The following is a 23,800-nucleotide window of genomic DNA, read 5'->3' as shown; positions in this document are numbered from 1 at the left end:
CGACGCCATGCCCCGGCCACGTCAGTACCGGAATACGCAACGCCCCAGGCGCCCACACCCAGAAACACAGAAACGCTGACCCCCACCCCACCCACGCGGCTCCGCCGAAGAGACGTGCGAGAACTCCTGCTCGTCCATGAACCATCCCTCGGTCGTGGTGTCCGCCGGACTGACGGACCGACAGGTGCGGATGTGACGGGCTCCAGTCACCCCCCACCCGCATTCAGGAGCCGGTCGAGAAGACCCCGGCACGCTCGGAAACGTCCGTTCGAGGTGTGATCGATAAGACGTCAAAGGGGTCTCATGCCCGTGGAAAACAACGCTCCCTCGGCTGCGCTGTCCGGGCGGGCCCTGCGGATTGCCACCCGCAGCCGCGCCGACAACTGGACCAAGCCCCCGCGCCGCATCGAGACGTCCGAGTGCATCACCTGCGACACCTGCCTGCGCAGCTGTCCGGAGAAATTCGGCGCGATCTTCGACCGCGGGCTCGACGTCGTGATCATCCCCGAGCTGTGCTCGGGCTGCCCCTCCTGCGTCCTGGAGTGCCCCGTCGACTGCATCTACGTCGACGAGGACTGGACACCCACCGACGACGCGATGTGGAACCACATCGCACTCACCGGGGAAGGTGCCGCATGATCGCGCCCGCCGAACGCGACGCCTCCCGTCGCGCCGCCAACGCCCGCAAGCGCCAGAGCCGCCGGCCCAGCCGTCTGGGCACCCTGGCCGGCGCCACGCCGAAGCCCGACCGGGTGCGCGAGGAGGACGCCGGCTTCCCGCGTCTGCTCGCCCGCACCTGGCAGAAGGCCTCCGACGCCGCCGACCTGCGCTCGGCCCTGGACATCCTGCTCACCCTCGACGGGCACGTCCCCGCCGAGGTGCAGCTCGGCGGTCTGCGCACCGCGGACACCGCCGCGCTCAAGGTCGTGGCCGGGCTGACCTGGCCGGGCGAGAGCGCCCCCGAAGTCGCCGTCGAGGAGGGCGCGCCCACCGCGTTCCTGGGCGAGGTCGGCCTCACCACCGGCGGCCGGATCGTCGTCCGCGTGCCCTCGCAGCAGCCGCTGGCCAAGCAGCACCGGCTCGTCGCCGGCGTGCTGCGCGTGCCGTGGACCGAGGCGCACCTGAGCGCGTACCGGGCCGAGGTGGACGCCGCGCACGAGGCCTTCGCGAGGGGCGTCGCCGACAGCCGCCGCTGGCTGGGCGAGCAGGGCGCGAAGGACCGGGACGAGCTGCTGGCGCGGCTGACCGAGGCCGCGCGGCGCACCGCGCCGTTCATCCTCTACGCCGAGGACAAGCAGTACACGAACTTCCGCGACACCAACACCGTCACGGGCAAGACGCTGTGGCCGGGCCACCCGGACTGCGCGCTGTCCAGCCTCACCGGCCTGCCGCTGGAGCTGTGGTCGGACACCGACGCACTCTTGGTCGTGGGCCTCAGCCTGCTGATCCGCTCGGCCGGCGCCGGCCGGATCGAGGAGGCCAACGGCATGCAGCTGAGCCTCGACAACGTGGGCCGGCTGCTGGAGCGCACCCGCCGCAACTACAACGCGGCCCTGGGCGAGGAACGCATCACCGCCGCGGCGGACGCTTCCGTCGACGAGTTGATGGCGCTGGCCGGGGGTCTGGGCACGAACCGCCCCGACGTGGCCCGCAGCGTCCAGCTGTACCGGGAGATCCACGGCGCCCTGATCCACAAAGTGGAGAAGGTCGCGGGCCCGTACGGCGAGGTGGCGACCGCCCGCGACCGGCAGGTCACCGACCACCTGCGCGCCACCCTCCCGGTGGCCGGCGACTCCCTCGCGGAGCTGGAGCTCGCCGACGGCCTGGACCCGGCCTGGCTGGCCCGCCCGTACGGCGAGTTCGGCACCGGCCTGGAGGCGGTCGTGTACGAGGCGGTCGCTGCGACCACCGCCGCGTTCAAGGCCGACTTCTCCATGAGCCGCGGCCTGCGGTCGCTGCCGGAGCTGGTGCGGGCGCTGCGCGCGGAGTCCTGGGACGAGATCACCGAGTGGGGCATCACGGACTTCTTCTGCTGCGTGGTCCCCGCGCAGGAGGCCCGGCGGCACTTCGGCGACTCGCTCGCCACGCTCGCCGACACCGCGTGGGCGATGTCCTCGCGCATGCAGTACAACTCCTGGCACTTCATCGCCGGCAACCTGCCGCGGACGCAGAAGGTCCTGGACCGGGACCACTTCATCCCGCCCACCATCCCCGACATCGCCCACTACTCCGACCAGCACCACCACGGGCACGTCAACAACTCGGTGCGGTTCACGATCCGCAGCCCGCAGTCGGTGCAGGTGTGCGGCCGGCCGTTCAACGGGTTCATGGACCTGCGCATCGTACGGGCGGACGGCGAGCCGTACACGGAGCAGGAGATGCTCGCCGCGCACCGGGTGGCGGCGTTCATCGCCAGGATGACCAGCCAGGCGGCGGCGCTCGCCGAGCAGGGGGAGCAGGCCGAGGTCACGGCCTTCGACTCGGCCTGGCACTGGAAGACCGTCACCGGCACCCCGGTCGAGGAGGCCGGCTCGGAACCCTCGCGGACCCCGGTCCACTGACGCCGCGCGACCCCGGTCCGCCGGTCGCCGCCGGCCCCAGCTCCTGGGGCCGCGTGGACCACATCCCCCAGGTCCGCGCGGTCCCGGGTCCACCGTGGCCCGAGCGGCCGCAGATCCCCTGGAAGCCGCCGAACCGCCGCCCCGAGGAGACCCGTTGACCGCCTCCGGCATCCTGGAGACGCCTGAGCGCCTCCGCCTCAGGGAGACCTCCGTCACCGGACACGTCCAGTCCGTCCTGAACGCCATCCGCGACCGGGACCCGTACCTGGGCGCGTACGTCTCGGTGGCGGGGCACGAAGCCCTGCGCGCCGCCGAGGCGGCCGACGCGCGCACCGCGCGGCTCGGCGTCGCGGCCTGGGACGCGCAGCCGCTCCTCGGGGTGACGGTATCCGTCAAGGACCTCGTGCAGACCGGGGACCTGCCCACGACTCGCGGCTCCCTGCTGCCCAACGGCCGGGCCGTGGCGGACGCGCCGAGCGTGGCGCGGCTGCGCGCGGCCGGTGCCGTGGTCGTCGGCAGGACGACCACGTCCGAGTACGGCTGGAGCACCGGCACAGTCGGCCGCGTGGCGCCCGCCACCCGCAATCCGTACGAGGTACGGCTGACGGCGGGGGGTTCCAGCGGCGGGGCCGGCGCGGCGGTGGCGTCCGGGCCGGCGCCGCTGCCGCAGCCACCTGTGGCCGAACCCTGCCTCGCATCCCTCGTCGAAAGGGCGCACTGAGCCATGTTGTCCAGGTCATGGTCGACCCCCGCCACCGAGGGCAGCGTCGGCAGCCCGTCGTTCGTCGCCGACCACGGGCTGTGGGGCGACGCCCAGCTCGCCGCCGCCGAGCGCATCGAGGCCCGTCTCGAAGAGCTCGACTTCGTCCGTCTCGCGTACGGCGACCCGCACGGCCTGGTGCGCTCCAAGACGATCACCGCGCGCACCTTCCGCAGCGTGCTGCGCAACGGCATGAACTACAGCCCCGGCCCGTTCCTGAAGGACACCGCCTGCACGACGGCCGTCAACTACCGCGGCGAGCCCGGCATCGGCGTCGACGAGATCGCGGGCCTGGGCAACTTCGTGCTGGTGCCGGACCCGCTGACCTTCCAGGAGCTGCCCGGCACGGGGCCGCGTACCGCCTGGGTGATCGGCGACGAGTACCTGCGCGAGGGTACCCCGCACCCGCTGTCCTCGCGGCACGTGCTGCACCGGGTGCTGGCCCGGTACGCCGACCGGGGCCTGACGCCGGTGCTCGGCCTGGAGGTCGAGTGGTACCTGGCCCGCCGCCTCGACGACGACCCGGGCAACGAGGGCAACGGCTTCGGCCTGCAGGGCCCGGCGCCGCGGGTGGCCGCGATGAACGCCGGCTACCAGTTCAACCTGGACGCCGCGTACGACACGGTGGCCCCGCTCGCCGACCCGCTCGCGCTGGACCTGCTCGCCCTCGGGCTGCCGCTGCGGTCGATGGAGCACGAGATGGGGCCCGGGCAGGTGGAGACCACCTTCGACCCCATGTCGGCGCTGGACACCGCCGACGCGATGCTGCTGTTCCGTACGTTCACCAAGCAGTGGTGCACCCGCCGCGGCCACCACGCCTCGTTCATGTCCCAGCCGGCGATCGCGGGCGCCGACCCCAGCGGCTGGCACCTGAACCAGTCGCTGCTGGAGACCGCGACGGGCCGCAACCTGTTCAGCGCCGAGGGCCTGTCCGAGGGCCTGTCACCCCACAGCAAGGCGTACGCCGACGGTCTGCTGGCGTGGGTGCACGAGCTGTTCCTGCTGTCGGTCCCCACGGTCAACGGCTACCAGCGGCTGGGCACCCAGCACGCGCTCTCGCCCACCCGCGTGGGCCTGAGCCTGGAGGACCGCACGGCGATGATCCGGGTGGTCGGCAGCGGCGCCGGCGCGCACATCGAGAACCGCATCGGCGAGCCGTGCGCCAACCCGTACCTCAACATCGCGGCCCAGCTGTACGCCGGGCTCGACGGGCTGGCGGCGGACCGTCCCCCGCGCGCCTCGTGGTGCGGCGAGGGTGCGGGCGCCGCGCCCGACACCGTGCCGCAGTCGCTGCGCGAGGCCTTGGAGGCCTTCCGGGCCGGCCGGGCCGCCGCGGTGTTGGGCGCGCCGCTGGCCGCGTGCCTGGCCAAGCTCAAGGAGAGCGAGGCACGGCGGTACGAGGCCTGGGCCCTGACGCATCAGCCCGTGCCGGGGCGGGTCACCGAGTGGGAGCAGCGCGAATATTTCGCGATGTTCTGAGCCCGCCAGCCGCCGGACTCCCACTTCCTCCCGAGTCCTCCGACGCCCCGTACCCCCTCCGACGAACCCGAGCTCCTCCGACTTCCCTCAACCTCCCTCGCCGAGACGAAGGCTGGCCGATGATTCCCCGCTTCACCCTCCCCGAGATGGCGGACCTCTTCTCCGACGAGACCCGCTTCGAGACGTACGTCCGCGTCGAGATCCTCGCCTCCGAGGCACAGGTGCGGCTGGGCGTCGTACCCGCCGAGGCCGTCGAGGACATGCGCCGCGCGCCGGTGCCGCTGCCCGCGCGGATCGCGGAGCTGCAGAGGGACCGCGACCACGAGACGCTGTCCTTCCTCGCGGCGTTCTGCGAGAACATGCCGCAGGAGTCGGCCCGGTGGGTGCACCTGGGCATGACCAGCTACGACCTGGTGGACACGGCGGCCGGCCACACCCTGGGCCGGGCCACCGACCTGCTGACGGACGCCGCGAAGCGGCTGCGCCGGGTACTGGTCGAGCGGGCGGTCGAGCAGTGGGACACCCCGATGGTGGGCCGCACCCACGGGGTGCACGCCGAGCCCACCACGTTCGGCCACAAGCTCGCCGGGTTCGCCTTCGCCATCGACCGGTCGCTGACCCGGCTGGCCGCGGCCCGCGCGGAGGCGGTCGTGGGCACCATCTCCGGCTCGGTGGGCACGTACGCGCTGATCGACCCGTACGTCGAGGAGTACGTGTGCCAGGAGCTGGGCCTGGGCATCGAGCCCTCCCCCACCCAGGTCGTCGCCCGCGACCGGCACGCGCAGTTGCTGCAGGCGGTGGCCACCCTGGGCGCCTGCGTGGAGCAGATCGCGCTGGAGATGCGGCTGTTGCAGCGCACCGAGGTCCGTGAGGTCGAGGAGGGCCGGACCGCCGGCTACCAGGGCTCCAGCGCCATGCCGCACAAGCACAACCCGACCACCAGCGAGCTGCTGTGCGGGCTCGCGCGGCTGCTGCGCGGGTACGCGGACGCGGCTCTGGAGAACGTGGCTCTGTGGCACGAGCGGGACCTGGCCCACCAGTCGGTCGAGAAGGTGATCATCCCGGATGCCTTCGCCGTGGCCCACTTCCAGGTCACGAAGATGGCGGACCTGATCGAGGGCCTGACCGTCCACACCGGCCGCATGCGCGCCCACATCGACCAGACCGACGGCCTGGTCTACAGCTCGTCCGTCCTGGCCCGGCTGCTGGCCGACGGCGTGGAGCGCGAGCACGCGTACCGCTCGGTGCAGGCCGCGGCCAAGCACACCATTGCCACCGGGGAGCACTTCGGCGACGCGCTCACCAAGGGCGGGATCGACCTGGGCGGCCTGAAACCCGAGGACTTCCTCGCCCACCACCACGTGATCCGCGCGCGGCTGGAGAAGCTGCGCGCGCTGACAGACTGATCTTGCCGGGGGTGGCGGCCCGCGTGCCGCCGCTCCCGCCGTCCCTTTTCCGACGTCACCACGGAGTTCGCACCATGAGCTGGTCCGAGAAAGCCGCCACCGTCCTGGAGAACGAGCACGTCGTGCTCACCCCGATCACCGAGGCCGACCGCGAGGGCATCCGCGCCGTCGCCCTCGACCCTGACATCTGGCGCTACTTCACCGTCGTCGTCGGGGACGACGCCGACTTCGAGGGCTTCTTCGACTCCAACCTCGCCGAGCACGCCGCGGGCCGCCGCGCCGTCTACGTGATCAAGGACAAGAAGAGCGGTCGCATCGCGGGCAGCATGAGCCTGCTCAGCTTCGCCGAGAAGGACCGCCGGCTGGAGATCGGCGCCTCCTGGCTCGGCCGCGACTTCCGCGGCCAGGGCATCAACCACTGGGCGAAGTTCCTGCTGCTCCAGCACTGCTTCGAGGTGCTGGAGGCCGAGCGGGTGGAGTTCAAGACCGACATCCTCAACGAGCAGGCCCGCAAGGGGCTGCGCAACATCGGCGCCACCGAGGAGGGCACGCTGCGCAGCTTCAACTACATGCCGGGCGGCCGCCGCCGCGACGCGATCTTCTACAGCATCCTGAAGGCCGAGTGGCCCGGGGTGCGCGCGCGCCTGGAGGGCGGCCCGAAGAAGGCCACTTCGGTATGAGCACCACCACCTTCATCCGGGCCGCGGGCGCGCCCCGGGAGATCGGCCGGGCGCACGGGGCGGTGATCGCCGCCCCGCTGCGGGCCTTCCTCGACGACGGCCTGACCCGCCTGAACCACCTGACCGCGGAGCCCCTGTCGCTGCCGGAGCTGCTGCCCTCGATCGCCGTCTACCGGGCGGAGATCACCGCCCAGCTGCCGGACCTCGCCGAGGAGGTGGCCGGGCTCGCCGAGGGCGCGGGCATCACCGAGGACGAGGCCTGGCTGCTCCAGCTGCGCCGCGAGGTCATGGGCTACAGCGGCGTGCCCGCGGCCGGGGACTGCACGACGTACGCCCGGGTGGCGGCCGGCGGACCGCCGGTGCTGGCGCAGACGGTCGACCAGAACGCGAACCTGGACCGGAACATCTCCGTCGTGCACGTCGACAGGGCCGGCTCGCCGCGCCGCGTGCTGGTGCTGAGCTTCGCCGGCTTGCTGTGCTTCATGGGCCTCAACAGCGACGGCCTGGCCATCGGCCTGAACCTGGTCACCGACGGCGAGTGGCGCCCGGGTGTGCCGCCGTACCTGGCCATCCGGCACCTGCTCGACAGCGCCGGGAGCGTGGACGAGGCGCTGGAAATCCTCGCGGGTCTGGACCTGTCCAGCTCGCGCAACATGATGCTGTGCGACCGCGAGAAGGTCGTCTTCGCCGAGTTCCAGCAGGGCCGGCTGCGGGTGACGGAGCCGGCGCAGCGGTGGGCCGTGCACGCCAACCACTACCTGCACCCGGACTTCATCCCGCAGGACCGGCAGACCGCGTTCGACCGGATCTCCTCCGACGCCCGCACCGCGGCTGCCACGGAGGGCCTGGCCGCGCTCGCGCCCGACGCCGGCCCGGAGGAGCACTTCGCCCTGCTGTGCAAGGCGCCGCTGTGCATCGCCGACCGGGGCGACATCACCCTGGAGCGCACGGTGGCCGCCGTCGTCCTGCTGCCCGCCGCCGGGGAGATGCACCTGCGGCCCGGGGACCCGAACCTGGCGCTGACGCAGGTGTTCCGCGTCTGATCCCGCGTCTGGTCCCGTGTCTGACTCTGTGGGTGACCGGCCAGTGGACGGCAGGTGGGAAGCGGTTGACGGGCGGGGCCGCTGGTGCCTCATGTGGCGCTTCTTGAGAGCGGCGCGGGCAGGACTCGACCGGGGGTGAGTAGCGTCGTCGCGGGAGGCGACGAGGCATGACTCAGGTTCACGCGCAGGCACTGCTGGAGCCCCAGATACCCGTACCGCAGCCGCACCCCGTGCACCCGGTCCGGCCACCGGTCCGGGAGGCACCGCCGCTGCGGGAGACGACACCACTACGGGAGGCGTCCCTGCGGGACGTCCTCACCACGGCGCCGGCACCCGGCGCGCGCCCGGCGCCGACGGTGTCCGGCCGCCGCATCCTCGTCGTGGACGGCGATGCGGGGGAGACGCTGGTGCACCAGCTGCGCCGGCACGGCCACGAATGCGTCGGCGTACGGTGCGGCAGCACGGCCCTGCAGGCGTACGAGAACGCCGACATGGTCCTGCTGGACCTCGAACTGCCCGACCTGGACGGGCTGGAGGTCTGCCGGGCGATCCGCTCGGTCAGCCGCGTGCCGGTGATCATCGTCACCGCCCGCCGGTCGGAGATGGACTGTGTCCTGGGCCTGCAGGCGGGGGCCGACGACTTCGTCACCAAGCCGTGCGGGATCCGCGAGCTGGCAGCCCGTATCGAGGCGGTCTCGCGGCGCACGCAGTGGCAGCCCATCTCCCGGCCCGCGCAGCAGATCCGGCGCGGCCGGCTGCATATCGACACGGGCTCGCGCGAGGTGGCGGTGGACGGGGTCCCGGTCACCCTCACCCGCAAGGAGTTCGACCTGCTGTGCCTGCTGGCCCAGCACCCGGACACGGTCGTGCCGCGCAAGCAGCTGCTCCGGCAGGTGTGGGGCGACTCCTGGTCGCGGCGCACCGTCGACACCCATGTCAGCAGCGTGCGCGGCAAGCTGGGCGACAGCGGGTGGATCGTCACCGTGCGGGGCGTCGGCTTCAAGCTCGGCACGGCCTGAGCAGACCCGGAGCGGCTTCGGAGCAGACCAATGGCCGAATGTGCGTCGGGAACGGGCCGCTTGCCTACTATCGAGCGTGGCCTGCGGAAGCAGGTTGCCCATAGGGCTACCGCGGGTCGTTCCTCGCGCTGCACGGTCCCCGGACGTGCTCCCACCGGCGGTTCACGGAGGGATCGAGCCTGTGCCGATCCTCCATGACGGCCAGGCTCCAGCACCATCCGGACAGTTCCCGGGCGACGGCCACCGCGCTGACGGTGGAGCGTCTGCGGCGCGTGTCCAGATTCGTCCAGCGTTGGTGCAGACGGCATGGGTGTTGCCGGTCTTGGTGATACCGCCCTGCCGAACGCGGTGAGCGTGCTGATCCCGCGCAGGCAGGACAGACGGGCCACCACGGGAGCCCAGTCGGGCTGCCCGGCGAGCTCGGTGATGGCCGCATCCAGCCGGTGTCTGCGTGCTTCGAGGGCCAGACCGTCTCCATTACGGCGCTACCCGCCGCCATGCCCACCGGCAGGCAACCCGCGTCAACTTACGCGAGGGGCATCGGTCTTCGACTCCAGGCGGTCTCGCCCACCGACGCTTCATACGGTCCGATCCGGTGGCGTGTCGGCTGAGGGTGCCGCGCCGGCGCTCCCGCTGCTGGCCCCTGCCGAGTGTGCGGAGCCGGCGGTGACGTTCGAGCGGCGCGAGCTGTTCCGGTCGACGGTCGAGATGGCACGGCACGGCTACGGCCGCGGCACGTACCGGTGCGCGCGAGGGCACGGCTGTATGTCCCGGCACCGAGCGCCCATCGGACACCCCCCCCCCGGCGAACCGGGGGGTGGCCGCCGTCCTCAGCCCGGCAGGCCCGCCCGCATCCGCCGGTCCCGGGGGGCCTGCGTACGCTCCAGGCGGGCGTCCAGCAGGCGGGCCGCCGCCTCGCAGCGGCCGTCCGCCGTCAGCGCGTACAGCAGGGTCTCCTCGACGACCTCGCGCTGCGCCGCGCTTCCGCCGACCCGGCGCAGGACGGGCAGGAGAGCGTCGAGGCCTCGGGCGGCGTCCCGGAAGCGTTCCTCGACGAGCGCGGCGAACGCCTCGCACAGGGGGGCGATGACCTCGCGCTGGACCTCGTCGGCGGCCGCCGCGTGGTCGCGCAGCCGGCGCAGGGCCGCCAGGTCGCCGACGGCGGTGAGGGTGATGGCGCAGTGCAGGGCGGTGAAGGCGGTCGCGGGCCGTTCCAGGATCTCTGCCTCCACCGCGTCCAGGATGTCCGCGACGGGCAGGTCGCCGCGCCAGCTGTCGCTGAGCCGGGCGCGCCACAGCAGCGACCCCGAGTCCACCAGGGCCCGTACGCCGGTCACCCGGCCTGGGGCGAGTTGGGTGAACCAGCGCTTGCGTACGGCGGCGGGGTCGTCGAGAGCCAGCTCGTGCAGGGCGATGTGCCAGGAGAAGTGGGCCCGGTGCACGGCGCCGCGGCCCCGCCCGGCGACCCACCGTTCCAGCCAGTCGCGGCCCGGGCCATGCGCGCCGGTCTCGTAGTGGACGTGGGCGAGCGCGTGCACGGCGTGCCCGGAGGCGGGCTCGGCGGCCAGCGCGCGGTGGGCGAGTTCGCCGGCCTCGTGCAGGCGGCCCTGCTCCTGGCGCAGGAAAGCCAGCAGGGAGGTGTGGAACCAGTGGCCGTCGTACGCGCAGGAGGTTCGCTCGACCAGGCGCAGCGCGTAGTCGTCGTCGAGGTCGTCGACGCCGGAGAAGGCGATGGTGGGCACGGCGACGGCGAGGGCGAGCGCGTCGGCCGGGTGGTGCTCCAAGTGCCGCATGAGGGCCGCGTCGCCGTCGTCTCCGTGGACGCGGCGGGTGACGACCTCCACGAAGGAGCGCTCGCGTTCACACGCCCGCTCCCGGGCACAGCGTTGCGCCTCCGCCAGGGCCCGGGGTACGTCGACTGCGGCTCCGCACTCATGTCCCAGCAGGGCGAGGGCCGCGTGCCCGAGGGCGAAGCCGGGGTCGAGGGCGACCGCACGGCTGAGGGAGTCCTCAGCGCCCGAGCGGACCTTCAGGATCCGGTCGAGCCCGGTGCGGTAGGCGGCGGCCGCCTCGGCGTGGGTGGACAGGGCGAGGCCGTGCCCGTCGAGCGGGCGGCGCGTGGTGCGGCGCCGGGGGGCGAGCGGCGCGAGCAGCTCCTGGGCGAGGGCAGCCGCCTGGACGCGGATCTCGGGGATGGCGGTGGTCTCCCACAGCTCGCCGCGGCGCGGGGCACCGAGGGTGTACAGGGCCAGGGCGGTGGCCCCTTCCCCGTCGACGAGGCGCCCGTCGAGGGTGGCGACGCCCATGCCGAGCGGGCCGGGTACCGCGGCGCCGGCTTCGAACAGGGAGCGCCACACGGGGTCCTCCAGGTGCGGGCCCGGCCCCGTGCAGTCGAGGACCCAGCCCACATGCAGGTCGCGTCCGCCGGAGAGCCCGATGTCCAGCGATCCGTCGGCACGGACGTCGGCGCGGGTGACGGTGCCGGCGTGGACGGCCAGGCGGCGCGCGGTGCGGGCGCGCCGGATGGACTCGCCAGTGGCGGGCGCCATGCGGTGGCGGTGGGTGTTCCACAACGCGCCGTCGCGGGCGAGGAATGCGCCACGGTCCTCGGGGGTGAGGCGGCGCCACAGGTCCGCGGTGTGCGGGCGGAGGCTGTCGAGCGCGGGGCGCCAGTCGCCGTACAGGCGCACGGAGCGGGCGACGTGGCGGCGGACGATGCGGCGCAGCTGTTCGTAGGAAGCGTCGTGGAGGCCTTCGGGGGCGGGCATGGGGCCGGCCGGGGTCAGGGTGTGCGACTGGGGCAGCAGGCCGTTGCGGGACACGGCGTGCACCGTACGGCCGGGGCGGTCGAGGGTGAGGGCCAGGTCGACGGAGGTCAGGCCGCTGCCGACGAGGAGGACGTCGCTGTCGTCGGCGAGGGGTCCGTCCAGCGCGCCGCTGGTCCACGGCGCCGCGATGAAGCGGGCGGCGGCGCGCAGCTGCGCGGGGGCCCAGGATGCGGTCGGCGCGGCGGGGCCGGTGGCCAGGACCGCGGCGTCGGCGGCGAGCCGCGTACCGTCGGCGAGCCGGAGGGTCACCCCGCCGTCCGGGGCGCCGGCGACGTGCTCGGCGCGGGTGGTCAGCCGGCGTACGGACACGGTGCCGTGCGCGCGGACGATGGCCTGGGCGAGCGTGTCGGCGAGGTAGGCGCCGTAACGGTAGCGGGTCGCGAAGTCGGCGGCGGTGACGGTGGGTTCGCCGTGGTGGCAGAGCCACCGGGTGAAGTGGCCGGGGTCGTCGGGGTAGCAGCTCATGCCGCCCGCGGGCACGTTGAGGCGGTGCCCGGGATCCCGGGTGGCGTAGGCGGTGCCGCGGCCCGCTTCGGCGGCCGGGTCGATCAGGACCAGGTGGAGCGGGGTTCGGCGGCGCGTGGCCGTCTCACAGAGGTGGACGGCGGTCAGCGTGCCGGCCGCACCCGCACCGACGACGGCCACCGTGTACCGCTCACGGACTGGATTCACGTAGTCCTCCATCAGTCATCGGCGGCGGGGCTGGTGGGACGCAGCTCCGCCATCGGGTCGTGGCGCGCTTTCCCGACCGAGTGAGTAGGAAAAGCCGTCAGTAGAGGAATCCCACCCGTCGCTCGAGGACCGCTCAAAAGCCGGTCGTCGTCGGCCGGATCCGGGGCCATGTCGGGTAGCCGCGGCGGGCTTTGGCGGGTGCCTCTCCCCCCAGGTCATTCGCTCGGCAGAGGGGACGAAGACATACCAGGCCCTCAGGCCAGCAGCCCCATTGCAGGACCACGAAGAACATGACGGGGCCGAGCGGCGGTGGCCGCCACGAGGGCCGGGGGACGCCGCCGAGGAAGGGGCGGCCGGGGGCCTGTTGACGACGGGCGGATACGGCGGGACACGGCCGCGGTCCACGGCGGTGATGAGCGGTCCGTCGAGGTGCCCCGGGGCCTCGGGGCCGGCCTCGTGCCGGCTGGGGGCCGCCGTCGGGCGCACGGGCCGGCCGTCGAGGACGGCGTCCGCCCGGTCTGAGGAGTCCGCGGGTCGTATCACGCGGACGGGTGGGCCGTCGTGGGAAGGGACACGCGAACGCAGGCGGCCGCTCCTCAGTGCTCCGAGGCTTGACACCTCGAAGCGTGAGGAACGGCCGCCTGCGTCGTCCCGGGAAGAGCCGCGGGTCAGCTCATCGAGTGACCCGCGACGTCACACCACAGACTCAGACGGGGGACGGCACCTCAGCCCGGCTCTTCCCGGGCTCGTGCGGCGCCGTCTCCTGTGCCGTCAGGCCCGGCCGCCAGATGCGCGGCCCCAGGTCCAGGGCCAGCGCCGGAACCAGCAGACTGCGTACCAGGAACGTGTCGAGGAGGATGCCGACCGCCACCAGCAGACCCTGCTGCAGCGCGCTCACCGTGGGGATGGCCGCAAGGACGCAGAACGTGGCAGCCAGCACCACGCCCGCCGACGTGATGACACCGCCGGTCACCGTCACCGCGGTGAGGATTCCCTCGCGGTGGCCGCGCAGTGCCACCTCTTCCCGGGCGCGCGTCATCAAGAAGATGGTGTAGTCGACGCCCAGTGCGACGAGGAAGATGAAGCCGAACAGCACCAGGCCGCGGTCGATCTTCGCGTGGTCGAGTGCGTGGAACAGGAGCGAGGCCGTGCCGACGGCCGCCGCGAACGACAGCACCACGGAGACGAGCAGCATCACCGATGCGGTGACCGCCCGCAGCAGGACGAGGAGCATCACCAGCACCACCGCGAGGATCAGCGGGATCAGCAGATTCTCCTCGTCGCCCTGCGCCTCGGAGACGTCGAGCGCCACCGCGGTCTGCCCTCCGACGACCGCGTCGGCTGCCGGCCCGTTCGCGCCGTCCAGCGCCTTCCTGATGTCCCGGACGGTGTCCTTGGCGGCCGCGGAGTCAGGAGCGTCGCGCAGTACTGCGGTCAGGTGCGTCCAGCCGCCCTTGGCCGCAAGGGTGTTCACGGAGGACACGCCGGGCACCTTGGCGACGGTGGCCGTCGCTGTCTCGGCCCCGGCGTCGAGGACGTACACGTCCGCAGGAGCGGACGACCCTGCCGGGAAGTGCTTGGCCAGGACCTGCTGGCCGGTGACCGAGTCGACCTTGCCGGTGAACTGCTCCGCCTGCGTCTGGCCGGTCTGCACGCCGACGATGCCCAGCGTCATGACGCCCAGCACCAGTGCCGTGCCGATCCACACCGCGCGCGGGCGTCGTGCCACGGCCCCGGCGATCCGAGCCCACTTGTTGTGCCCCTGCGCCGGGCTCAGGTCGTATCCCTCGGTGACGCGCGGCTTCACGGGCCAGAACACCCAGCGGCCCAGGATCACCAGCAGCGCCGGCAGCAGCGAGGTCATGGCGAAGAACACCAGGACCACACCGATGGCGACGACCGGTCCCAGGCCCTTGGTGCTGTTCATGCTGCCGAACACCAGGCACAGCGTCGCGATCGTCACCGTCGCGGCGGAGGCGGCCAGGGCCGGAAGCGAGCCGTGCACGGCCAGCGCCATCGCCGTGTGGCGGTCCTCGCGCCGGTGCAGCTCCTCCCGGTAGCGGGCAATGAGCAGCAGGGCGTAGTCGGTGCCCACGCCCACTGCCAGCACCATCAGGACGTAGGCGCTCTGGCCGTTGACCACCAACCCCGCGTGCTTGGCGAGGAGGTAGACCACGCCGCTCGCCACCTGGCTGGCCAGCCCGACGGCGATCAGCGGGATCAGCCACAGCACCGGGCTGCGGTAGGTGATGAGCAGCAGCAGCGCCACCACGCCGAGCGCGGCACCCAGCAGCGCTCCGTCCATGCCGGAGTAGACGTCGGCGAAGTCCTTGACGCTTCCGGCCTCGCCGGTGATCTTGACGTCGAGACCGGCGGGGGCGCCGTCGGCGGTGAGCTTGCCGGCCTCCTTCACCTTGTCGGTGAGCACGGTGACGTCGCTGGGCGAGGTGCGCAGCGGGAGGCTCACGAAGGCCGCGACCTTGTCCTCGGAGACCACGGCGGGGGAGACGTCACCGACGGCCACCTTGTCGGCGAGGTTGGCGCGGTCGCTGTCGATCCTGGACAGGTCGGCCTGGGTGAGGCCGCCTTGGCGGGCGTAGACGATGACTGCGGTGCTGGAGTCCTTGTCGGCGAAGTACTTTTCGGCGAGCTGCACGGCCTTGGTCGACTGGGCGCTCGACGGCAGCCAGGTCTCCGGGTCGTTGTCCTGTACGTCCGCCAGGCCGGCGGCCAGCGAGCCACCGATGCCCATGAGCAGGAGCCACAGCACAAGCACGACCCACTTGGAGCGCCGGCCGGCGACGAAGGCGGCGTAGCGGCTCGCGATGGTGGGGGAAGGAGCGGGCGGGGGGTCCGTTTCTGTGGGGGGCGGTGCCGGGATCTGGGTCGTCATGTGACTCTCGCTGAGGGTCAGGAGCCGTGGAGCGGGGGCTCGTACGGACTGGCTTACACAAAGGGTTCTTCACCCGGGTGGTGGAGTCCCGGTGGAGCGCCCCTCGAGTTGGCTGGAACCCGGATCCCTGCGCCCGATGGCGGCCCGATTCTGGCTGATTCTTTGCACGAGCCCTACAGAGTCGGGCGGGAGTGCGAGCAGGAGTCCGTGTGATCCGCCGTCAGACGGACCGGCTCGCGCGCGCCGGGGCGAGGTGTTGCATCGCCGCTGGTCAACGGAGGAACAGACCGCGGCTCAAGTGCTTCTCTAGTGCGCGGGTCACATTCACGGGGCGGGCTCCGCCATTGTGGTGACGGACCGAAACACCGATGAGGAGGACCCGATGAAGGCTCGCATGAAGAACCCCGCCCAGGTTCTGCCGGACGCGACGAACGGCATCCAGAACCTCTACAAGGCCATGCACCAGGGTGGGGTCGACCAGCGCACGCTGGAGCTCGTGCACCTGCGCGTGAGCCAGATCAACGGCTGCAGCGCCTGTGTCTACGCCGGCGCCACGGGCGCCAAGAAGGCCGGCGAGACCGACGAGCGCCTGCACGCCGTTGCCGCCTGGCGCGAGGCGCCGTTCTTCTCGGACGCCGAGCGCGCCGCGCTGGCACTGGCCGAGGCCGCCACCCGCCTCGCCGACCGCAGCGGGCAGGGCGTGCCGGACGACGTCTGGGACGCGGCCGCCGACCACTTCACGGAGGAGCAGCTCGCCGCGATCATCCTCATGATCGCGACGACGAACTTCTTCAACCGGCTGAACGTCACCATCCAGGAGCCCGCGGGCCAGAACTGGGGCTAGGCGCTCCCCGGAGGCCGACGCAGACGTCGCCCCGCCCCCGACCCCGGCGCACCGCCCCTGAAGGGCGGCTGACGGGGCGTCGGGGGCTCTGCCGCCGGAGCGGGTGTGCTCCGCGGCAGACGCCCCGTGAACGTCACGGCGTGTCCGGGCCGATCAGGAATCGAGAAGTTCGGTTCGCGTGATCGCCCTGGCTCTTGCCATGGATATCACCATCCACCCGGTTGCCCTGCCGCATGACGACCCGGACGCCTCGCTCGCGTTCACCACGACGTCCTCGGCTTCGAGGTCCGCAGCGACACCGGCCAGAGCAGGACTCGCTGGATCGCGGTCGGCCCGCCCGGCCGAACACCTACGGGTGGATCCTGCTGGCCGCCCCGGACGTCGACGCCACGTTCGAGAAGGTGCAGACCGGTGATACCGAGGTCGTCCAGGAGCCGACCCGGGCCTCGCGCCCAAGCTCTGGTATGGGATGCCCGACTACGCCGGGTCGGCCGACGAGGAGCGCATCGGCGCGCTGGTCAAGAAGGCCATGAGCTGAGGCTCGTCATCCGGCCTCGGCGGCCCTTGGCGCGTGGGCGGCCGTTCTTCAGTGCTTCGTTGCCGGACCTCGAAGCGTGAAGAACGGCCGCCTTCGTCGTCCCGGGAGGAACCTCGGGCCCGGTCGCGTTCCCCCTGGTCACGACGCGTCTTGCAGCGGGCCGCTATCGGTTCTCGACCAGTGATCCATCGACGCACTCGAAGCTGCCGACACAGGGCGAGGTGAGAGCACCTCCGGTCGGCATGAGGAGTGCGTGATGCACAAGGTCGTTTCGCGGGACGGCACGACGATCGCTTACGAGAAGTCGGGCGAGGGCCCCGCGCTCGTGCTGCTCAACGGTGCGTTCCGCGACCACACGATCTTCGGCGAGCTCGTTCCCGAGCTGGCGCAGCACTGCACCGTATATGCCTACGACCGCCGCGGGCGCGGCCGCAGCGGTGACGCCCCCGAGTACGCGGTCGAGCGGGAGATCGAGGATCTCCGGATGGTGATCGAGGAGGCGGGCGGCTCAGCGGCCGTGTTCGCCGGGTCCACGGGCGCGAACCTGGCGATCCGGGCGGCGCTCGCCGGCACGCCGATCACCAGGCTGGCCCTCCACGAGCCGTTCTTCCGGGTCGACGGGTTCCCGAAGGCTCCGTGGAACGCCGCGCAGACGATCCGGGCCCTCCTGGAGGGCGACCGGCGCGACGAGGCGGCCGAGTACTTCCTCGGCCCGGTCCTGGGCCTCACCCCCGACACCGTCGCGGAGTGGCGCCGGAGCCCGATCTGGGCGACGAACGAGGCGAACGCGCACACGCTGCTCTACGACATCGAGATCTGCGGCGACTTCACCGTCCCGGCCGGCCCGCTCGCCGGATTCGGGACGCAGACGCTGGTCCTCAACAGCGACAGCACGAGCGCCTGGCTGCGTGCGGCGGCGCAGGCGACCGTGGCGGCCCTGCCCAACGGCCGGGGCCTTGAGCTGCCCGGATCCTGGCACCGGATCGACATGGACGTACTCGGCCGGACGCTGGTCGAGTTCGCCACCGCCTGAAAGGTCCCGCCACCCCTGCCCGCGCCGCCGCCCTGCAGCGCGAAGGACGTGCTCGACCCATCCCTGAAAGTCCGCCATCTACCTCCCGGGAGAACACCACCGTGACCACGGTTCACACCCTGGCCGCCGGGGACACCGCGGAGGCGGCTCCGGCCGCCGCCCCCAGCGAGCGCGGCGCCACCGTGTGGCTGACCGGGCTGCCCAGCGCGGGCAAGACCACCCTCGCCCGCGCCCTCGCCAAGCGCCTGCGCGCCGAGGGACACGAGGTGGAGGTCCTCGACGGCGACGAGATCCGCGAGTTCCTCTCGGCGGGCCTCGGCTTCACCCGCGCGGACCGGCACACCAACGTGCAGCGGATCGGCTTCGTGGCCGGCCTGCTGGCCTCCCACGGCGTCAAGGCGCTGGTTCCGGTCATCGCCCCGTACACCGGCTCCCGCGCCGCCGTCCGTGCCCGGCACGCCGCCGGCGGCACGCCGTTCCTGGAGATCCACGTGGCCACCCCGGTCACGCTCTGTTCCCAGCGCGACGTGAAGGGCCTGTACGCCAAGCAGGCGGCCGGCGAGATCTCCGGTCTCACGGGCGTCGACGACCCGTACGAGGCACCGCAGAGCCCGGAGCTGCGCATCCAGACGCAGGACCGCTCGGTGGCCGAGTCCGTGGCGGAGCTGCACACCTTCCTGACCGAGAGGGGCCTGGCATGACGACCGCGACCCATCGCCTGATCGAGGCGTCGGGGAACCCCTTCGCGCTGACGCACCTGGATTCCCTGGAGTCCGAGGCGATCCACATCTTCCGCGAGGTGGCGGGCGAGTTCGAGAAGCCGGTGATCCTCTTCTCCGGCGGCAAGGACTCGATCGTCATGCTGCACCTGGCGCTCAAGGCGTTCGCGCCGGCTCCGGTGCCGTTCGCGCTGCTGCACGTCGACACCGGCCACAACTTCCCCGAGGCCATCGCCTATCGGGACCGCACGGTGGCGCGGCACGGCCTGCGCCTGCACGTCGCCTCGGTCCAGGACTACATCGATGCCGGCAAGCTCCAGGAGCGCCCTGACGGCACCCGCAACCCGCTGCAGACCGTCCCGCTGACCGAGAAGATCCAGTCGGAGAAGTTCGACGCGGTCTTCGGCGGCGGCCGCCGGGACGAGGAGAAGGCCCGCGCCAAGGAGCGGGTGTTCTCGCTGCGCGACGAGTTCTCCCAGTGGGACCCGCGCCGGCAGCGGCCCGAGCTGTGGAACCTGTACAACGGCCGGCACGCCCCGGGCGAGCACGTCCGCGTCTTCCCGCTGTCCAACTGGACCGAGCTGGACGTCTGGCAGTACATCGCCCGCGAGGACATCGAGCTGCCGGAGATCTACTTCGCCCACGAACGGGACGTCTTCCTGCGGGGCGGCATGTGGCTGACCGCCGGCGAGTGGGGCGGCCCGAAGGACGGCGAGACGGTCGAGAAGCGGCTCGTCCGCTACCGCACCGTGGGCGACATGTCCTGCACCGGCGCCGTCGACTCCGACGCCGCCACGGTCGACGCGGTGATCGCCGAGATCGCCGTCTCCCGCCTCACCGAGCGGGGCGCGACCCGGGCCGACGACAAGCTGTCCGAGGCCGCGATGGAAGACCGCAAGCGCGAAGGGTACTTCTAGCGATGACGACCACCACCGAGCAGCTCAGCGCCACCACGCTGCTGCGCTTCGCCACCGCGGGTTCCGTCGACGACGGCAAGTCCACCCTGGTGGGCCGTCTGCTGCACGACTCCAAGTCGGTCCTGGAGGACCAGCTCGAGGCCGTGGAGCGGGTCTCCGCCGACCGCGGGCACGACGCCCCGGACCTGGCGCTGCTCACCGACGGCCTGCGGGCCGAGCGGGAGCAGGGCATCACCATCGACGTGGCCTACCGCTACTTCGCCACCGCCCGCCGCCGGTTCATCCTGGCCGACACGCCCGGCCACGTGCAGTACACCCGCAACATGGTCACCGGCGCCTCCACCGCCGAACTCGCGGTCGTCCTGGTCGACGCCCGCAACGGCATGGTCGAGCAGACCCGCCGGCACACCGCGGTCGCCGCCCTGCTGCGCGTCCCGCACGTGGTCCTCGCCGTCAACAAGATGGACCTGGTCGGCTACGAGGAATGCGTTTTCGCGAAGATCGCCGCGGAGTTCACCGCGTACGCCGCCACGCTCGGGGTCAAGAACGTCGTGGCGATCCCGCTCTCCGCGCTGGCCGGCGACAACGTGGTCGAGCCCTCCGCCCACATGGACTGGTACGGCGGCCGGACCTTGCTGGAGCACCTGGAGACCGTCCCGGTCGGCAGCGACCCGCGGGAGGAGCCCGCCCGCTTCCCGGTCCAGTACGTGATCCGCCCGCAGACCGCCGAGCACCCCGACTACCGGGGCTACGCCGGCCAGATCGCCTCGGGCGTGCTGCGGGTCGGGGACGCCGTCACCGTCCTGCCCGCCGGCCGCACCACTGCCGTCGCGGCCATCGACGCGCTCGGCACGCAGACGGACGTCGCCTGGGCGCCGCAGTCCGTCACCGTCCGGCTCACCGACGACATCGACGTCTCGCGCGGCGACCTGATCGCGGCCGGGGGGACGGCCGCGGCGCCCGCCAAGGACATCGAGGCGAGCGTCTGTCACCTCAACGAGCGCCCCCTGCACGTCGGCGCCAAGGTTTTGCTCAAGCACACCACCCGCACCGTGCGGGCCGTCGTCAAGGACATCTCGTACCGGATCGACATCGGCACGCTCGAACGGTGCCCCGGCGCCGAGGGTCTGCAGGTCAACGACATCGGCCGCGTCGTGCTGCGCACGGCCGAGCCGCTCGCGCTCGACTCCTACGCCGACAGCCGCCGGACGGGATCGTTCGTGCTGATCGACCCGGCTGACGGCACCACCCTCGCCGCCGGCATGGCGGGCGAGCCATTCGAGACCGTACGGCGCACAGCCGCGGCAATCAATGAGGAGGACTGGGTCTGATGCACCACCAGAAGATCGGGCGCGTGGCCCTTGCGGCCGTTGCAGTGACCACGGCAGCCGGGCTGCTGACGAGCTGCGGCTACGGTGCCAGTGCCGACGAGACCCCGGTGGAGCAGACCGCGGGCCCCGCCTCCGGCAAGAAGCTCTCCGCCGACACCGTCAAGATCGGCTACTTCCCGAACCTCACGCACGGGACCGCCCTGGTGGGCCTGCAGGACGGTCTGTTCCAGAAGGAGCTGGGGTCGACCCGGATCAAGTCCCAGGTCTTCAACGCCGGTCCGTCCGAGATCGAGGCGCTCAACGCCGGTTCGATCGACATCGGCTGGATCGGCCCGAACTCGGCGATCAACGGCTACGTCAAGTCGCACGGCACGTCCCTGCGGATCATCGGCGGCTCGGCCTCCGGCGGTGTCAAGCTGGTGGTCAACCCGGCGAAGATCGGCTCGCTGGCCGATCTCCGGGGCAAGAAGCTCGCCACCCCGCAGCTGGGCGGTACCCAGGACGTCGCTCTGCTCAACTACCTGGCGGGCAAGGGCTACAAGGTGAACCCGGCCTCCGGCGCGGGTGACGTCAATGTGATCCGCACGGAGAACAAGGTGGTGCCGGAGGCGTACAAGTCCGGCTCCATCGACGGCGCCTGGGTGCCCGAGCCGACCGCCTCCAGGCTGGTCACGCTCGGCGCGAAGGTCCTGTTGGACGAGAAGACGCTGTGGCCGGGCGGCAAGTTCGTGACCACCAACATCATCGTCTCGCAGAAGTTCCTGACCGCGCACCCCGACGTGGTCGAGGCTGTGCTGCGCGGCTCGGTGGCGACCAACGCCTTCATCAGGGCCAACCCGGAGAAGGCGAAGGCCGACGCCAACCTGAAGATCAAGGCCGACACGGGCAACGCGCTGCCGCCCGCCATCCTCGACCCCGCGTGGCAGAGCATCGAGTTCATCGACGACCCGCTGTCCGACACCCTGCGGGCCGGGGCCGAGCACGCGGTCACGGCGGGCCTCCTCAAGAACCCCAAGCTCGACGGGATCGTCGACCTGACCCTGCTCAACAAGGTACTCACGGCAGCCGGCCGGCCCGCCGCGGCGGACGCCGGGCTCGGCGTCAAGTGACGACCCGCACCCCGTAGCTCCGCGCAGCGCCCCCGTCCACTCCCGCAGGAGGTGTCCGCAATGACCACGGCACTGACCATCCCGAAGTGCGCCCCCGTCGTCGAGACCACGGCCGAATACCCGGCGGTCCGGCTCTCGCACGTCTCCAAGGCCTTCGGCCGCCCCGGTGCGGCCTCCGTCGTGCTCGACGACATCAGTCTGGACGTGGCCCCGGGCGAGTTCGTCACCCTGCTCGGCGCTTCCGGCTGCGGCAAATCCACCCTGTTGAACCTGGTGGCGGGGCTCGACGAACCCAGCGCCGGAACCATCGAGGTACCCGGCACCCGCCCGTCGCTGATGTTCCAGGACCACGCACTGTTCCCGTGGCTGACCGCGGGTCGGAACATCGAGCTGGCGCTGCGCCTGGCGGGCGTGCCGCGCGAGGACCGCAGGCCCGAGGCCGAGCGGCTGCTGGAGCTGGTCCGCCTCGGCGGCGCATACCGCAAGCGGGTGCACGAGCTCTCCGGCGGCATGCGCCAGCGCGTGGCCATGGCGCGCGCGCTCGCCCAGGGCAGCACCGTACTGCTGATGGACGAGCCGTTCGCCGCCCTCGACGCCATCACCCGGGACGTCCTGCACGAGGAGATCACCCGGATCTGGAACGAGCGCAGGCTCACCGTCCTGTTCGTCACCCACAACGTCAGAGAGGCCGTGCGCCTCGCCCAGCGCGTCGTCCTGCTGTCGTCCCGGCCCGGCCGGATCGCCCGGGAGTGGCGCGTCGACCTGCCGCATTCGCTACGGGGCGAGTCCGTCGAGGTCGCGGAGCTGTCCATCGAAATCACCGAGCACCTGCGTAGGGAGATCCGCCGCCATGTCCAGCACTGACACCCTGCCAGCGGCGAGCGACCGCGCCGCCCGCCGCGACGGCGTGGGGGCCGGCCTCGACACGCTGAGGGCCGGCCTCGACGCACTGGAGGCCGGCCACGCGCAGCGCGCCTCGTTCGGCCAGGTGCTGAAGGCGAAGGTGCTGCCGCCGGTCCTGGGCGTCGTGCTGGTCGTCGGTGCCTGGCAGCTCGCCTGCAGCCTGCACCTGACCAGCCCCGAAAAGCTGCCGAATCCGGCCGACGTGTGGCACGCGCTCACGGTCCTCTGGGACGAGGGCACCCTGTTCTCCATCATCTGGACCAGCCTCTGGCGCGGCGTCTCGGGCTTCCTGGCGGCCGTCGTGATCGGTACGCCGATCGGCCTGCTCGTCGCCCAGGTCAAGCCGGTACGGGCCGCCATCGGGCCGGTGCTGGCGGGCCTGCAGTCGCTGCCTTCGGTCGCCTGGGTGCCGGCCGCCGTCATCTGGCTCGGCATCAACAACTCGGCCATGTACGCCGTGATCCTGCTGGGCTCGGTGCCCTCGATCGCCAACGGCCTGATCGCCGGGATCGACCGGGTGCCGCCACTGTTCCTGCGGGCCGGTCGTACGCTCGGCGCGAACGGTCTGCGCGGCGCCCGGCACGTGCTGCTCCCCGGCGCCCTGCCCGGGTACCTGGCCGGGCTGAAGCAGGGCTGGGCGTTCTCCTGGCGGGCGCTGATGGCCGCCGAACTCATCGCCTCCTCCCCCGATCTGGGGATCGGCCTCGGCCGCTACCTGCAGAACCAGCGGGAGTTCTCCGACATGCCGGGTGTGATGCTCGGCATCATCCTGATCTTCGGCGTCGGCGTCGCCATCGACCTGCTGTTCTTCACCCCGCTGGAGCGACGGGTGCTGCGCGGCCGCGGACTGCTGGCCGCGCGTTGAAACCGGAATCGCTCTCCAGCAGAACTCGACACACTCCCGATGTTCTGTTGAGCGACGGTGCACAAGATTGCGTCGGGCGGTTCCCCTGTGAATGGAGGTCGGCATGGGCGCGGATCCCAGGTCCGCTCTTCGATCCATATGGAAGACATTCAGTGACGGCCTCATGTGGACGGGGTTTGCGTGGAGCGGGGTGTCTCCCC

The 23,800-nt window shown here is 72.1% G+C and carries 18 protein-coding genes and 1 pseudogene; 17 read left to right on the top strand and 2 right to left on the bottom strand.

Annotated features, from left to right (window positions below; genetic code table 11):
• The first annotated feature begins 309 nt into the window (after nt 1–309).
• The 8 genes from ACFYZZ_RS44050 to ACFYZZ_RS44015 all read left to right on the top strand — a co-directional run bounded on the left by ACFYZZ_RS44050 (nt 310) and on the right by ACFYZZ_RS44015 (nt 8,948).
• Nucleotides 310–639: a 4Fe-4S dicluster-binding protein gene (locus tag ACFYZZ_RS44050; RefSeq protein ID WP_389189366.1), complete on the top strand. Its 330-nt coding sequence runs from the start codon at nt 310–312 to the stop codon at nt 637–639.
• Nucleotides 636–2,561, top strand: coding sequence for a hypothetical protein (locus ACFYZZ_RS44045; RefSeq protein WP_389189362.1), 1,926 nt, complete (start codon nt 636–638; stop codon nt 2,559–2,561). The genes ACFYZZ_RS44050 and ACFYZZ_RS44045 overlap by 4 nt, the downstream gene beginning before the upstream one ends.
• 154 nt (nt 2,562–2,715) lie before the next feature.
• On the top strand, nt 2,716–3,282 hold the full coding sequence (locus ACFYZZ_RS44040; RefSeq protein WP_389189358.1) for an amidase family protein: 567 nt from the start codon (nt 2,716–2,718) through the stop codon (nt 3,280–3,282).
• Nucleotides 3,283–3,285: 3 nt separating this feature from the next.
• Nucleotides 3,286–4,800, top strand: coding sequence for a glutamine synthetase (locus tag ACFYZZ_RS44035; protein ID WP_389189355.1), 1,515 nt, complete (start codon nt 3,286–3,288; stop codon nt 4,798–4,800).
• 119 nt (nt 4,801–4,919) lie between these two features.
• The gene (gene purB / locus ACFYZZ_RS44030; protein WP_389189352.1) at nt 4,920–6,206 is read left to right on the top strand and encodes an adenylosuccinate lyase; all 1,287 of its coding nucleotides are present in this window, start codon (nt 4,920–4,922) and stop codon (nt 6,204–6,206) included.
• Nucleotides 6,207–6,280: 74 nt separating this feature from the next.
• Nucleotides 6,281–6,886 carry a GNAT family N-acetyltransferase gene (locus tag ACFYZZ_RS44025; RefSeq protein ID WP_389189350.1) on the top strand — a complete coding sequence of 202 codons (606 nt, stop codon included), beginning with the start codon at nt 6,281–6,283 and terminating at the stop codon, nt 6,884–6,886.
• A complete protein-coding gene (locus ACFYZZ_RS44020; protein ID WP_389189347.1) occupies nt 6,883–7,929 on the top strand; it encodes a C45 family autoproteolytic acyltransferase/hydolase in 1,047 nt (348 codons plus the stop codon). The genes ACFYZZ_RS44025 and ACFYZZ_RS44020 overlap by 4 nt, the downstream gene beginning before the upstream one ends.
• A gap of 167 nt (nt 7,930–8,096) precedes the next feature.
• Nucleotides 8,097–8,948, top strand: coding sequence for a response regulator transcription factor (locus ACFYZZ_RS44015; RefSeq protein ID WP_389189344.1), 852 nt, complete (start codon nt 8,097–8,099; stop codon nt 8,946–8,948).
• Nucleotides 8,949–9,778: 830 nt separating this feature from the next.
• Here the strand turns inward: ACFYZZ_RS44015 and ACFYZZ_RS44010 are convergent.
• Both ACFYZZ_RS44010 and ACFYZZ_RS44005 read right to left on the bottom strand, forming a co-directional pair.
• Nucleotides 9,779–12,460, bottom strand: coding sequence for an FAD/NAD(P)-binding protein (locus tag ACFYZZ_RS44010; RefSeq protein ID WP_389189341.1), 2,682 nt, complete (start codon nt 12,458–12,460; stop codon nt 9,779–9,781).
• A gap of 694 nt (nt 12,461–13,154) precedes the next feature.
• Nucleotides 13,155–15,341, bottom strand: coding sequence for an MMPL family transporter (locus tag ACFYZZ_RS44005; RefSeq protein WP_389189338.1), 2,187 nt, complete (start codon nt 15,339–15,341; stop codon nt 13,155–13,157).
• A 382-nt stretch (nt 15,342–15,723) separates the two neighbouring features.
• On the opposite strand from ACFYZZ_RS44005, the gene ACFYZZ_RS44000 reads away from it, so the two are divergent.
• The 9 genes and pseudogenes from ACFYZZ_RS44000 (at nt 15,724) to ACFYZZ_RS43960 (ending at nt 23,600) form a co-directional block, all read left to right on the top strand.
• Nucleotides 15,724–16,185 (top strand): carboxymuconolactone decarboxylase family protein, encoded by a 462-nt coding sequence (locus ACFYZZ_RS44000; protein ID WP_389189335.1) that lies wholly within the window; start codon nt 15,724–15,726, stop codon nt 16,183–16,185.
• A 199-nt stretch (nt 16,186–16,384) separates the two neighbouring features.
• Nucleotides 16,385–16,625, top strand: a pseudogene (locus ACFYZZ_RS43995) (VOC family protein); the annotation flags it as partial.
• 354 nt (nt 16,626–16,979) lie between these two features.
• On the top strand, nt 16,980–17,756 hold the full coding sequence (locus ACFYZZ_RS43990) for an alpha/beta fold hydrolase (protein WP_389189332.1): 777 nt from the start codon (nt 16,980–16,982) through the stop codon (nt 17,754–17,756).
• 119 nt (nt 17,757–17,875) lie between these two features.
• Entirely contained in the window at nt 17,876–18,457 is a 582-nt protein-coding gene (gene cysC / locus ACFYZZ_RS43985) for an adenylyl-sulfate kinase (RefSeq protein WP_389189378.1), read from the top strand.
• Nucleotides 18,454–19,392, top strand: coding sequence for a sulfate adenylyltransferase subunit CysD (gene cysD, locus ACFYZZ_RS43980; protein WP_389189330.1), 939 nt, complete (start codon nt 18,454–18,456; stop codon nt 19,390–19,392). The genes cysC and cysD overlap by 4 nt, the downstream gene beginning before the upstream one ends.
• A gap of 2 nt (nt 19,393–19,394) precedes the next feature.
• Nucleotides 19,395–20,723 (top strand): sulfate adenylyltransferase subunit 1, encoded by a 1,329-nt coding sequence (locus tag ACFYZZ_RS43975; protein WP_389189327.1) that lies wholly within the window; start codon nt 19,395–19,397, stop codon nt 20,721–20,723.
• The gene (locus ACFYZZ_RS43970; protein WP_389189324.1) at nt 20,723–21,832 is read left to right on the top strand and encodes an aliphatic sulfonate ABC transporter substrate-binding protein; all 1,110 of its coding nucleotides are present in this window, start codon (nt 20,723–20,725) and stop codon (nt 21,830–21,832) included. Before ACFYZZ_RS43975 ends, ACFYZZ_RS43970 begins: the two co-directional genes overlap by 1 nt.
• A 60-nt stretch (nt 21,833–21,892) precedes the next feature.
• On the top strand, nt 21,893–22,696 hold the full coding sequence (locus tag ACFYZZ_RS43965) for an ABC transporter ATP-binding protein (RefSeq protein WP_389189321.1): 804 nt from the start codon (nt 21,893–21,895) through the stop codon (nt 22,694–22,696).
• A complete protein-coding gene (locus ACFYZZ_RS43960) occupies nt 22,683–23,600 on the top strand; it encodes an ABC transporter permease (protein WP_389189318.1) in 918 nt (305 codons plus the stop codon). The genes ACFYZZ_RS43965 and ACFYZZ_RS43960 overlap by 14 nt, the downstream gene beginning before the upstream one ends.
• Nucleotides 23,601–23,800: the final 200 nt, after the last annotated feature.

Origin of the sequence: Streptomyces sp. NPDC001816 (assembly GCF_042892235.1) — a bacterium.
Taxonomy (GTDB): Bacteria; Actinomycetota; Actinomycetes; order Streptomycetales; family Streptomycetaceae; genus Streptomyces.
The sequence above is the reverse complement of the archived record's forward strand: the minus strand, read 5'-3'. Positions and strand labels throughout refer to the sequence as shown.